At 42.3% G+C, this 12792-nt stretch carries 13 protein-coding genes; 6 read left to right on the forward strand and 7 right to left on the reverse strand.

Annotated features, from left to right (window positions below; translation table 11 throughout):
• Nucleotides 1-19: 19 nt before the first annotated feature.
• Both rpoN and tyrS read right to left on the reverse strand, forming a co-directional pair.
• Complete coding sequence (rpoN, locus tag AC23P2_RS23725; protein WP_487775509.1) at nucleotides 20-1477, reverse strand: RNA polymerase factor sigma-54; 1458 nt, start codon at nucleotides 1475-1477, stop codon at nucleotides 20-22.
• A 350-nt stretch (nucleotides 1478-1827) separates the two neighbouring features.
• Nucleotides 1828-3132 carry a tyrosine--tRNA ligase gene (gene tyrS / locus AC23P2_RS23730; protein ID WP_487775510.1) on the reverse strand — a complete coding sequence of 435 codons (1305 nt, stop codon included), beginning with the start codon at nucleotides 3130-3132 and terminating at the stop codon, nucleotides 1828-1830.
• Nucleotides 3133-3236: 104 nt separating this feature from the next.
• Between tyrS and AC23P2_RS23735 the strand changes: the two genes are divergently transcribed.
• On the forward strand, nucleotides 3237-4337 hold the full coding sequence (locus AC23P2_RS23735; RefSeq protein ID WP_487775511.1) for a 3-coathanger stack domain-containing protein: 1101 nt from the start codon (nucleotides 3237-3239) through the stop codon (nucleotides 4335-4337).
• Nucleotides 4338-4470: 133 nt separating this feature from the next.
• Nucleotides 4471-5943 carry an IMP dehydrogenase gene (gene guaB, locus AC23P2_RS23740; RefSeq protein ID WP_028527149.1) on the forward strand — a complete coding sequence of 491 codons (1473 nt, stop codon included), beginning with the start codon at nucleotides 4471-4473 and terminating at the stop codon, nucleotides 5941-5943.
• A gap of 70 nt (nucleotides 5944-6013) precedes the next feature.
• Here the strand turns inward: guaB and nhaD are convergent, their stop codons facing one another.
• A complete protein-coding gene (gene nhaD, locus AC23P2_RS23745; RefSeq protein ID WP_487775512.1) occupies nucleotides 6014-7279 on the reverse strand; it encodes a sodium:proton antiporter NhaD in 1266 nt (421 codons plus the stop codon).
• A gap of 116 nt (nucleotides 7280-7395) precedes the next feature.
• On the opposite strand from nhaD, the gene AC23P2_RS23750 reads away from it, so the two are divergent.
• Nucleotides 7396-7554, forward strand: coding sequence for a hypothetical protein (locus AC23P2_RS23750; RefSeq protein WP_487775513.1), 159 nt, complete (start codon nucleotides 7396-7398; stop codon nucleotides 7552-7554).
• Nucleotides 7511-8329 (forward strand): sodium:calcium antiporter, encoded by an 819-nt coding sequence (locus tag AC23P2_RS23755; protein WP_487775514.1) that lies wholly within the window; start codon nucleotides 7511-7513, stop codon nucleotides 8327-8329. The genes AC23P2_RS23750 and AC23P2_RS23755 overlap by 44 nt, the downstream gene beginning before the upstream one ends.
• A gap of 29 nt (nucleotides 8330-8358) precedes the next feature.
• Here AC23P2_RS23755 and AC23P2_RS23760 read toward each other — a convergent pair whose 3' ends face one another.
• The 3 genes from AC23P2_RS23760 to AC23P2_RS23770 all read right to left on the reverse strand — a co-directional run bounded on the left by AC23P2_RS23760 (nucleotide 8359) and on the right by AC23P2_RS23770 (nucleotide 10112).
• Nucleotides 8359-8856, reverse strand: a complete 498-nt coding sequence (locus AC23P2_RS23760; RefSeq protein WP_487775515.1) for a hypothetical protein — start codon at nucleotides 8854-8856, stop codon at nucleotides 8359-8361.
• A gap of 138 nt (nucleotides 8857-8994) precedes the next feature.
• Entirely contained in the window at nucleotides 8995-9780 is a 786-nt protein-coding gene (locus AC23P2_RS23765; protein ID WP_487775516.1) for a (Fe-S)-binding protein, read from the reverse strand.
• Between the two features lie 35 nt (nucleotides 9781-9815).
• Nucleotides 9816-10112: a DUF3784 domain-containing protein gene (locus AC23P2_RS23770; RefSeq protein ID WP_487775517.1), complete on the reverse strand. Its 297-nt coding sequence runs from the start codon at nucleotides 10110-10112 to the stop codon at nucleotides 9816-9818.
• A 120-nt stretch (nucleotides 10113-10232) separates the two neighbouring features.
• Between AC23P2_RS23770 and AC23P2_RS23775 the strand changes: the two genes are divergently transcribed.
• Nucleotides 10233-10850: an inorganic pyrophosphatase gene (locus AC23P2_RS23775; RefSeq protein WP_028527154.1), complete on the forward strand. Its 618-nt coding sequence runs from the start codon at nucleotides 10233-10235 to the stop codon at nucleotides 10848-10850.
• A gap of 134 nt (nucleotides 10851-10984) precedes the next feature.
• Here the strand turns inward: AC23P2_RS23775 and AC23P2_RS23780 are convergent, their stop codons facing one another.
• The gene (locus AC23P2_RS23780) at nucleotides 10985-11827 is read right to left on the reverse strand and encodes a lysophospholipid acyltransferase family protein (RefSeq protein ID WP_487775518.1); all 843 of its coding nucleotides are present in this window, start codon (nucleotides 11825-11827) and stop codon (nucleotides 10985-10987) included.
• A gap of 199 nt (nucleotides 11828-12026) precedes the next feature.
• Between AC23P2_RS23780 and AC23P2_RS23785 the strand changes: the two genes are divergently transcribed.
• A complete protein-coding gene (locus tag AC23P2_RS23785) occupies nucleotides 12027-12653 on the forward strand; it encodes a WbqC family protein (protein ID WP_487775519.1) in 627 nt (208 codons plus the stop codon).
• Nucleotides 12654-12792: the final 139 nt, after the last annotated feature.

Genomic DNA, 12792 nt, shown 5'->3' on the forward strand with positions numbered 1-12792 from the left:
CGAATAACAGACGATGTCACTATAATTGTTTGCGTAATCGTGCAACAGGTATATTGAGCTGTTCGCGGTATTTGGCCACCGTCCGACGGGCAATATTATAGCCTTTGTCGTTTAAGAGTTTCTCTAGCTTGTCGTCCGAAAGCGGATTTCCCTTAGGTTCGTGGTCAATCAAATCCTTCAGGATAGACTTCACTTCACGGCTACTTGCGTCTTCGCCGTACTCGGTCGATATTCCTTCAGAGAAGAAATATTTCAACGGATATACCCCAAATTCTGTTTGAACGGCCTTACTGTTGGCCACGCGCGAAACCGTCGAAACGTCCATTTCGATACGCAGCGCGATGTCCTTCAAAATCATGGGTTTTAAGCGGGTTTCGTCGCCATCCAAAAAGAACTCATATTGGTACTGTAAGATGGCATTCATCGTGCGTTGAAGCGTATTTTGGCGCTGTTTAATGGCATCAATAAACCACTTTGCAGCATCGAGTTTTTGCTTCACAAAAGTGACCGTTTCTTTGATGTGCCGATTGGATTTGTCGCTTTTGTCGTAGGTATCCAGCATTTCGGCAAAAGACCGACTTATGCGTAGTTCTGGTGCATTTTTTGAGTTGAGATGTACTTCAAGCTTGCCGTTGTTGTTGTGAATCCAAAAATCAGGCAAAAGATATTGTGCTAATCCATCCTCACCTTCTACTGAGCCAGGTTTTGGGTTTAGTTTTGTGATGAGCGAAATGACACATTTCATTTGGTCGTCATTGATGCCGAGGCGTTTTTGAATTTTCTCAAAATGCTTTTTTGAAAATTCATCAAAATAATCCTCAATGATTTTGATGGCATAGTTGACATAGTTGTCTGAAGCGTTTTTACGATCAAGCTGGAGCAATAAACATTCTTGCAAATTGCGGGAACCAATGCCTGGAGGGTCAAATGTTTGGATTTTTTTCAATACAACCTCCACTTCCTCCACCGAGGTATAAAACCCTTGCGAAAGGGCTAAATCATTTACAACAGCTTGCATAGAACGGCGGATATAGCCATCGTTTTCGATGCTTCCCAACAATTGTAAGCCGATGACCGACTGGCGTTCGTTGAGTTTCAAATACCCAAACTGTTGCTGTAGCGCATCTTGTAAGGTATTGATGGTGGCGATTGGCATCTCCCGATCTTCCTCTGGGAAGTTTCCATCACTATACATTTTGTACCCGCCATATTCTTCATGGTTGAGATAGTCGTCAAGACTAATGTCATCACGGGTCGAATATTCGTCATCATATTCACCGTCAGATGAATCATCATAGATGTCATCTTTCTCGTTCATCTCCTGTTCTAACCCCTCTTCCAATGCTGGATTAATCTCCAACTCCTCCTCAATTCGACTCTCTAATTCTGCCGTCGGAATTTGGAGCAGCTTGATAAATTGTATCTGCTGCGGCGAGAGCTTTTGTTGTAATGTTTGGTTTAGGCTTAACTTCTGCATGATAGAGTGGGGTTATAAAGCTTGTTCCATGCGATGTTTTTTGGATTATCGTCTGTTTACAGAAATAGCCTCTATCAACAGTCGTGCCAAAACTACATTTAACTTCTTTTTTTTGGTTAATTTTTAAAAAATATTTTTTGATTTGGCTTTTTTTGGGAAGAAAATTATGTCTTTTGGGAGATGAGGTGAATGGTGTAAGTTTCTGGTAGTGAGCATGTTGTGTTTTGGTATATATTTTACTGATTATTTGGTAGTTTATTGGACGTAAAGAATGCCAAAAAGTGACAAAGCCAAACATCTTTTTGGATGTTTGGCTTTGTAGGGGGTGAAAAATGACGATAAAAAGGCGCTTATTCGACCACGATTAAGTGATTTTTTTTGCCTTTAGAAACCAACAAAAATTTATTTTGCAGCAATTCAAATGCGGGTTGCGCATTGGGGTCAGCGACTTTGGTTTTGTTGATGCTCACGGCGTTTCCTTGAATGGCCCGTCGTGCCTCACCCTTAGATGCGTAGATTTCGTTGTTGGTCACTACAGATAATAAATCAGTAACGTTGGTACACTCAGACAATGCGGTTGCGCTGATGACACTTTGCGGTACTCCATCAAATACCGCTTCAAATGTCAGCATGTCCATATTTTGAAGCGTTTCAAGGGTTCCTTTTCCAAAAAGAACTTCAGAGGCCGCTACTGCCATCTCATATTCTGATAATGAGTGAACTCGAATGGTCACATCCTTTGCCAAAGCCTTTTGCATGACGCGCAGGTGAGGAGCTTGAGCATGTTCGGCTTCAAAAGCCTCTATTTCATCTTTTGTGTAAAGCGTAAATACGCGGAGTAGGCGCGAGCAGTCAGCATCGGCGCAGTTAAGCCAAAACTGATAAAACTGAAAAGGAGAAGTTTTGGAAGGGTCTAGCCAAACGTTTCCACTTTCACTTTTTCCGAATTTTGTTCCGTCCGATTTAGTCACCAAAGGAGTTGTAAGGGCAAAAGCACGGTACTCGGCGGTTTCGTCGTTGTTGTTTTCTTTTCGGCGAATCAATTCTGTTCCCGTCGTAATATTTCCCCATTGGTCCGAACCACCCATTTGCAAACGAACATCGTGGTGCTTAAAGAGCCAATAAAAGTCAAATCCTTGGAGTAGTTGGTAGCTAAATTCGGTGAAAGAAATGCCTGTTTCGAGGCGTTTCTTCACGGAGTCTTTCGCCGACATATAATTGACTGTGATATATTTCCCTGCTTCCCGTAAAAACTCAAGGAAACCAATGTTTTTGAACCAGTCGTAGTTGTTTACGATTTGGGCTGAGTTGTCTCCGCAGTCAAAATCCAAAAACTTTTCAAGTTGTTTCTTGATACAGGACTCGTTGTAGCGAAGCGTTTCTTCTGACAAGAAAGCGCGTTCGGCGGCTTTTCCTGAAGGGTCACCCACCATACCAGTCGCACCTCCCACCAGGGCAAATGGCTTATGTCCACACAACTGGAAGTGTTTTAGGAGCATAATAGTTGCCAAATTTCCGATGTGCAAAGAGGAAGCTGTGGGGTCAAAACCAATATAGGCAGAGGTAATTTCTTTTTGGAGTTGTTCTTCTGTGCCAGGCATCATGTCGTGGAGCATACCACGCCAACGCAATTCTTCGATGAAATTCTTAGTCATTTTCTTGCAATCTTGACGACTTATTCTGTATTTTAGAGCCGCAAAAGTACGGGGATTTTTGCTTTGGTTGGCAAAAATGTTAAACTTAGATATAGTTTTGTATAATGAACTTGTCATACACTGCGCTTTGGCACTTGCTATCTACCTTATTTATTATATTTTGTGTAACAATTAAAGTCGTATTTTCTCAGAAAATAGTCCCAGACTCCAATTTTGCCAAAGCAATACGTACTGCTTGTCCAGATTGTATTGACAGCGCTAATAAACTTTTGCCAGTTGCGGCGAACTTAAAAATTTTAACTGTTTCGAATAAAAGCATACGTAGTTTGGCTGGTTTAGAGGGGTTTGTTGGATTAGAGCAGCTAGATTGTAACTCAAACCAATTAACAAGCCTACCAGAGTTGCCAATCAAATTAGATTTGTTAATTTGCTACAATAATAAAATTGGGAGATTGCCCAAGCTTCCTGAATCTTTAAGGTTACTTAACTGTTCAAACAACGAACTGGATACCCTTCCCCCCTTACCTCCTAACCTATTGCGTTTAATATGTATTAATAATAAGCTAAAGGTCTTGCCTGAAAATCTTCCAGCAACCTTAGGTTTTATTGAGTGTAGCCGTAATCAAATTATACATTTGCCTAAAATACATCATATCCCCTATTTGAGGTTTTTATACTGTAGTGGCAATCAGTTGAAAGAGCTACCTGAGTTACCTTTGTTGTTTACATTGTATTGTGCGAATAACCAATTAAAATCATTGCCTCAGTTGCCCTATACCCTAAGAGAATTAGATTTTAGTAATAATCAAGTCTCCTCATTGGGTAACTTACCTACCAATAGTACTTTACTTGACCTTTCATCCAATGAATTAACATGCTTACCAAAGATTCCTTTAGAGTTTTTAGCAGTGATAACAATCGACGCGGAGAAAATCAAATGTTTTCCCAATGAAGTTGGCACCGCTAAGGTGCTGAACAGGGAAGGGCAACAAATCTCTACCCCCCCCGTATGCCAAGAAAATCTGAACCATACCTCAGGGAGTTTGGTAGCAGGCACTTACGTTGCTACAAAGAAAATTGAAAGCACAGCTATACTTCTTGAAGGAACGACGAAATACCACACAACACATTCAATTACGTTAAAGCCAGGTTTTTCAACGGCTTCTACCACGACTTTTGTGGCAGAATTACGTACTTGTAATTGAGCCAAACAGCGCCGACCGAGGAGTAAAATACATTTTCAAGTCTCATTATTTTTCTGTTAATTTTGGTATAGATTTTCAATTCACCGAAATTTCTACTAATTTTACGCGGCAAATAAGGAATCGTTTATTTGCTATGCTCTCAGACACATCCAAATTCCTCTACGAGGCCCTCACGTACGACGACGTTCTGCTCGTCCCTGCTTACTCCGAAGTGCTCCCGCGTGACACAACCACGCAAACACAACTCACTCGAAATATTCGATTGAACGTTCCACTGTTATCTGCTGCTATGGATACCGTTACTGAGTACCAATTGGCCATTGCAATGGCGCAAGAGGGAGGAATCGGTATCATCCATAAGAACATGACTGTTGAAGCCCAAGCTGCGCAAGTACGTAAAGTAAAACGCTCCGAAAGTGGGATGATTGTTGACCCTATTACATTAAACGAAGACGCTACCTTGCGTGATGCGCACCGTATCATGTCGGAGTTTAAAATCGGGGGGATTCCTGTGGTTGACAAAGACAGTAAATTGATTGGTATCATTACTAACCGCGATTTACGCTTCCAAAAAGACTTAACGAGAGGCGTCGTAGGAGTGATGACCAAAGACAATCTTATTACAGCAAGAGAAGGTATTACCCTCGAAGAAGCTGAAAGCATCTTGCAGGAGTTTAAGATTGAAAAATTACCTATCGTTGACAAACACCACAAATTGGTAGGTTTGGTTACGTATCGTGACATCATTAAACGTAAAGACCGCCCAAATGCGTGTAAAGATAGCCTTGGACGCCTTCGGGTTGGAGCAGCCGTAGGGGTAACTCCTGATTTGATTCGTCGCGTTGAAGCACTTCTTAAAGCGGGAGTGGACGTGGTAAGTATCGATACTGCCCACGGTCATTCATTAGGTGTCATCGAAGCATTGAAAGGGGTGAAAAGCCAATTCCCTAATTTGGATGTTTTGGTAGGAAATATTGCTACTGGCGAAGCTGCTCAAGCATTGGCCGCAGCAGGTGCCGATGGGGTAAAAGTAGGTGTTGGCCCTGGAAGTATCTGTACGACTCGTATCATTGCGGGAATCGGGATGCCACAGTTGACGGCAGTTTACGAAGCAGCCAAAGCGATTCAAGGTACGGGGGTGCCAGTCATTGCCGACGGTGGTATTCGGTATTCAGGAGATATTGTAAAAGCAATTGCTGCGGGTGCAAACACCGTAATGATTGGTTCGTTGTTAGCGGGAACGGAAGAAGCACCAGGCGAAGAAATTCTTTACGAAGGACGGCGCTTTAAATCTTACCGTGGTATGGGTTCGGTGGAAGCGATGGAAGATGGCTCGAAAGATCGTTATTTCCAAGATGCGGAAGACGACATTAAGAAACTTGTACCAGAAGGAATCGTAGGCCGCGTTCCGTACAAAGGAAAAGTAGCTGAAATCATTTATCAATTGGTAGGTGGTTTGAAAGCTGGTATGGGCTATTGCGGTGCGGCTGATATTCAGACCCTCCAAAAAGCGAAATTTGTTCGTATCAGCGCGGCGGGGATGAAGGAAAGCCATCCTCACGATATTCATATTGCGAAAGAAGCTCCAAACTATACCACAAAATAGTTGGAAGCTAGTAATGCAAAACGGCCAATTGGGTTTTCCAATTGGCCGTTTTGCATTTGAAAACAATAAGTTACATGATTACATAAACCAACGCTCCTGCTACATAGCCCAGAAGTGCTAAGAGACTGATGCGTTTGAGATACCAAAAGAAGCTGATATTTTCCATGCCCATTACTGCTACTCCAGCTGCCGAACCAATAATTAGCATACTGCCACCTGTACCAGCACAGTAGGCCAAAAACTCCCAAATTCGATGGTCTTGAGGATAGGTAGCTAAATCGTACATACCCATAGAAGCCGCTACTAAAGGTACATTGTCGATGACGGCGGAGGCAATCCCAATAATAAATACAATGGCGTCCAAATTCCCGATGGTATCGTTCATCCAAGCGGCTAAACCAGAAAGGGTATGCGTTACTTCGAGCACGCCAATGGCTAATAAAATCCCCATGAAAAACAAAATACTGCTGGTGTCAATTTTGCTCAAGGCATGGGCCGCCGTAAAAGGTTTGCGGTCTTCTTCGTCTTTTTTTGAGTGAAGAAGTTCGGAAACTACCCATACCGTTCCGAGCGCGAGTAAGACACCCATATAGGGAGGTAAATGGGTTACTGTTTTGAAAATAGGGACAAAAAGCAACATTCCTATGCCCGTAAAAAACATGGTATTTCGCTCAAAAGTTGTGATGCTTTCATCAATGTCTTTTTTGCGCGGCTTAGGAGGTTCAATTGAGCCTTTTAGACGGAATGACAGATAAATCAGCGGAACAATCAGGGAAACTAAGCTCGGAATAATCAGCATTTTCATGATATTGACGGCAGAAACTTGTCCACCAATCCACAACATTGTAGTCGTCACATCACCTAATGGTGACCATGCACCGCCTGCGTTGGCAGCAATGATGACAATTCCCGCAAAAAAGCGACGCATATCGGTATCACGGATGATTTTTCGTAATAGTGATACCATTACAATAGCGGTAGTGAGGTTGTCGAGTACGGCCGAAAGGAAAAAAGTAAGAATGCTGATAATCCAAAGGAGTGTTCGAGTGTCTTTGGTATGAATGCGTTCTGTGATGACTCCAAAGCCTTGATGGGCATCGATAAGTTCGACGATTGTCATAGCACCAAGTAGAAAAAAAGCAATTTCGGCGATGCTTGCCAAATGGTGTGATAACTCTTCCCCGACGTGGTGTGAATCAACCGAGCCAAATGCATACAAAGACCAGCAAAATACCCCCGTAAGCAGCGCGGTTGCGGTTTTATTTATGTGAATACTGTGTTCGATGGTGATGAAAATGTATCCAATAATAAAAATTGCAATAATGGTCGTAATCATATAAGCTAGTTGTTTGTTCGTACTCAAATTAAGTACAAAATTCTTAAAAAGTTGTTAAAAGCTGGTTATTTAAGGTAAAAACGACCATTTTGCAACTTCCTTAAACTGTTTCAATTATGCTCATTAACTGGATTCTTATCTTTATTGCAAGCTTGGCTGTACTTCTTGTTGCTGCTCGTTTTTTTACAAATGCAGCAGAAGCGGCAGGGCAATTGCTTAAACTTCCTGCTTTTGTCACAGGTATCTTTTGTGGGTATTGGAACTTCATTACCTGAGCTTGTGACAGGATTTTTGTCAGTTTCTTCGGGCCATGCTGAGATTGTAGCTGGAAATTTGATTGGTTCAAATATCTCAAACCTGTTCTTGATTGTCGGCACAACGGCATTGCTCAACCGAAAAACCATTGAATTAGGAAAACGCTACATGATGATAGATTTACACTATCTCTTAGGGGCAGCTTTGGTCTTCTTTTTGTTTTTTCAGGATGGTCTGCTGACTTGGAAGGAGGGAATATTTCTCATTCTTATCTTTTTGGTTTATAGTGCGTATCTATTAAAAGCGGGTAATGAAGAAGAAGAGGATGAGACATCGACAGAGTCGTATTCGTGGACGAAAGTTGCGTTGATGCTTTTAGCATCAGGGGTAGGTATTTATTTGGGGGCGGACTACACTGTGATGAGTATTACTAAAGTGGCCGAAATCCTGGAGATTCCCTCTTCAATTATTGCCCTCACAATACTGTCGTTTGGAACTACGCTACCAGAGTTAGCAGTAAACTATTTTTCGGTAAAAAAAGGGAAAGCAGCATTGGCTATTGGCAACGTGATGGGGTCTTGTATTTTTAATATACTGGTTATTCCTGGCCTAGTAAGCTGGGCTGGAGCTCTTACAGCCTCTGGACAAGTCCTTGCATTGGCTTTACCTATATTGTTAGCGGGTTCTGCCTTTTTTTATTTACTAGCCCAAGACAAGCGCATATCTACGTGGGAGGGAGCCTTATTTTTGATACTCTACTGCATTGTGATGGCCAAGACATCAGGGATGATTTAACCCCCTGATGCCTTGGTATGCTAACGGCCTTAGGCTGTTTGCTCTTTAAAATAACGCTTAAGCCAAGTATGATCGGCGCGGGTTTTCCAGCGGCTCATCCATTGGGCTTTGGTCGCTACGGTATTGTCAAACACAGTTGTATTGGGTTCGATTTCTTCGCTTAAAACGGCATTTTTGATGGCAGAGACGGCCACAGTTTGAATTTTTCCTTGTGCATCAAGGTAAGCCAAAGAGCGGTCAAAAAAATCGACATTTAAACGAGGCCCAATTTCTTGTAACCATCGCGTTGACTTGTCGATAGAACAACCGCTCGGCAAAGTCTCACTTTCATCGACCGCAATCACCACAAACCGATGATGGAATATTTTTCCCGAAGCCGTAAGAGCTTCGCCGTGGGCTTCCCAGCCTTCTAACGCGGCTTTGAGGGTTTCGGTAAGTGTCCCTACTTCGTCGTCTGTCAGGGTTCGATTGGCCTGATAAATCCAGACGCGGGCTTCAAAAGCAATATCGTGAAATGGTATGTACATGACAATTGGAGTTTGTGAGTTTTGAATGTCGAGGGTAGAGTGCAGAATGTCGAATAGATGGATTCATTCGACATTCTGCATTTGACATTCGACACTCCAATAACATTTTCTATTGTTTTTTGAGTTCCGTTAAGCACATTACAACGACTGCGCCACCAATTCCGCCAAATCAAATACTTTTACCGAATCTTCCTTTTCTTTGTTTTTAACGCCATCGGTCATCATGACCATGCAGAAGGGACACCCCACGGCGATGGTCTCGGCACCTGTAGCAATGGCTTCCTCGATACGCTCAATGTTGATGTCTTTTTTCCCTTTTTCGGGTTCTTTAAACATTTGAGCACCGCCAGCCCCGCAACAGAGCCCTTTTACTTTGGCGCGTTTCATTTCGACCAAATCGGCATCCAACGCTTCGATGACCGCGCGGGGTGCTTCGTAAATATCGTTGGCGCGGCCTAAATAGCAAGAATCGTGGAAGGTGATTTTTTTACCTTTGAACGTGCCTCCTCCTTCAAGTTTTATTTTGCCCGCATTGATAAGCTGTTGCAAAAACTCCGAATGGTGAATGACTTCATATTGCCCGCCCAGGGCAGGGTATTCGTTTTTGAGGGTATTGAAACAGTGTGGACAAGCCGTTACTATTTTTTTTACACCGTACATATCAAGTACTTGAATGTTGGCCATGGCTTGCATCTGAAACGTAAATTCGTTGCCTGCCCGCCGTGCAGGATCGCCCGTGCAGCCTTCTTCAGTGCCCAAAACGGCAAATTTTACCCCAACAGCATTTAAAATTTTGACAAATGCGACCGTCACTTTTTTATAACGGTCATCAAATGACCCCGCGCAGCCCACCCAGAAAAGTACTTCGGGGGTTTCTCCACTTGCGGCCATTTCGGCCATGGTTGGTACTTTGATTTCAGACATTGATTTGGTTCGTAGGTTTGATGAAAAGGGGGTTTCTATTTAGTATATTTTTGACCACCAATTAGGTAAAAAATCGTCATTAAAAGGAGCGTCACTACAAAAAATGCAACAAAATAACCCTCATAAGGAGAGAAAAATGCAATTCCAGCGCTTGTCAGCAGCGCCAACAAGGCCATAGCCAACAGCCACTTACCTGCCCAACGGGCCAAGCCCGCTTGATCTTTGGTCGTTTCTTCCCTAAAATTGGACAGTAGCCAAATGGCTTCGTACCGCCAAACATAGCCTCCTAAAACGCCTAATAAAATCCCAACTCCTGCAAATGCTAGCATCATTCATAGATTATATGTTGCAAAATCTACAATTTTATTAAAAACTCAAAACCATTGCTAAGGGTTGCTTACATTTGTCAATAATTAAAAAAGCAACGTCACTAACCAAAAATAATAATAAACTTGAAAAGCGTTTATAAGTCTCACCCTTGGCATGGTATTCCCATCGGTGAAAATGCCCCAGAAACTTTAACGGCCTTTATTGAAATTGTACCTACGGATACGGTTAAGTACGAAATCGACAAAACAACGGGTTATCTGAAAATTGACCGCCCGCAAAAATATTCTAACATCGTTCCTGCCCTGTATGGTTTTGTTCCAAAAACCTATTGTGGTGATACTATTGCCGAATATGCTCGTCAACAGTCGGGACGTAATGACATCAAAGAAGGCGACGGCGACCCGTTGGATATTTGTGTGTTGAGCGAAAGCAACATCCCTCACGGTGACATCATTTGCCAAGCGATTCCTATCGGTGGCTTGCGTTTGATTGACAAAGGTGAAGCTGATGACAAAATCATTGCGGTGTTGAAAGATGACTTACTCTACAGCAAATACCGCGACATTAGCGAGCTTCCTCGTAGCGTAGTTAACCGCCTTCAACATTACTTCCTGACTTACAAAAACTTGCCAGGTGAACCAATGACCTGTGAAATTGCCAATGTATATGGTCGGGAAGAAGCGCACCAAGTGATTCGTAACTCGGTAACGGATTATTTGAACAATTTTGGAATGCTTTAATTCATAGCCCTTCCAAGTTTCGGCTTCGACGAATGAGCAAACTTGGAAGGGTTTTTTACGGGTTGTGAGCAACCCTCTTCACGGTAGCCCTTCCAAGTTTCGATTTTAACGAATGTGTAAACTTGGAAGGGCTTTTATTTTCGTTTGTGCTTCCAGCGATTGTGCGACCACAGCCAGTCAGCAGGATGTTTTTTGATACTTTCTTCCAATATATTTTTATACTTCTCAGTAATACTTCCCTCCGAAAGTGACTGATAGGGCGGTAGGGCAATGAGTTGAAATGAAGCAACGTAATAACCCCGCCGTATTCGATAAATATCAGCAAAAACGATGGGCATTTCGGTAGCCCGCGCTATCTTCTCCGTCCCAGGAAAAAAGGCGGTGTCATGGTTCAAAAATGAAAACCAATGCGCGTGCTCAGGAGAGTGAGGGGATTGGTCCGCTACAAGCCCTATCAACCTTGGTAGGTGTTTTCTAGTAACAATTTCGCGCATTAACCGTGGCATCGGAATCAGATGAACGCCGAACGTGGCCCGCAATGACTGCATAAATTTATCAGATTTTTCATTGGTCAACGTTTTATAAACGGCATCCACAGGAATGCCGCGCGTGGTCAAACTTGCGGGAACCCATTCCCAATTGGCAGTGTGTGCTCCAAACGACAAAAAAGGCTGATTGTTAACAATAAAACCCTGTAATAGCTCAATGTTTTGAATTTCTACCCGCTGTTGAATTTCAGCTACGGAAAGGTGGGGAAGTTTGAGCGTTTCTACGAAAATATCGGCTAAGTGTTGGTAAAATTTTCGGGCAATTTGCTTGGTTTCCTGTGGTGACTTTTCGGGAAATGCCTGATGAAGGTGTTTGAAAACAAGTTTTTTGCGGTAACCGACAACATAATAAAGCAGAAAATATACAAAATCTGACAATAGATACAGTACCCACAGCGGTAAATACCCTATCCAACTCAAAAATCTCATGGCCAACAATATAAGATGAAAACTTGTTTAATTTTCGCAAATGTAAAAAGCTTTACTACGTAATCAAATACAGAAAATTTGTACTTTCCTTACTTACCATGCCCATTTAGGGGCTTTTTGTAAATTTTTTTGTGATTTTTTTGATAATATTACTCAAATTGCTTTACTTACGTAATCACATTTATTTAAGTAAAAAGCATTGTCAGTACGAATAGAGTTACAATATTTACCGAGTCTCGATTATTTTGCCTGTTTATTGAAATACGGTGAGGTGTCGCTTGAAACTCAGGAGTATTTTGTGAAGCAAACTTATCGCAATCGGTGTCATATTTTGGCGGCTAATGGTGTTGATACGCTTATTGTTCCTGTGATTCATTCAGCGCCCAAAATGCCCATTCGTGAAGTGAAAATTGATTACTCACAAGGTTGGGTACGACGGCATTGGGGGGCAATTGTGGCGGCTTATGGGAAAGCACCCTATTTTGAGTATTTTGGAAGTGATTTTGAACGGGTTTATCTCAAAAAGCCAACGTATTTGTTTGACCTCAATTGGGAGTTGCTGACAATCTGTCTGAAATTACTGCGGCAAAAACCGACAATACGGCTGACGGAGGTGTTTGAAATGAGCCTCCCTGAGGGCCATTTTGACGCACTGTCACGGATTTCCCCCAAAAATCCATCGGGGCACAACATTTTCAGTAAACCTGTTGTTTATCAACAAAATTTCGGAACAGAGTTTGTTCCAAATTTGAGTATTCTTGACTTGCTGATGTGCCAAGGAGCAGATGCGACGCGTTTGCTGAAACAGTCGGTAAAGGTGGAATGAAAAACACACGATTTTTGTATATAATCTGAATACCTATTTTCTGTTAAAAAAAGGAGGAAACAAAAGAAAAAAAGGAGAATTTAATGAATTGCGTCGTCGATTACGTTTTTTTTCTAAAAAAACTAACCTACCTTACGTT

The sequence above is a fragment of the Runella sp. R0.1_18 genome (genome assembly GCF_057652155.1).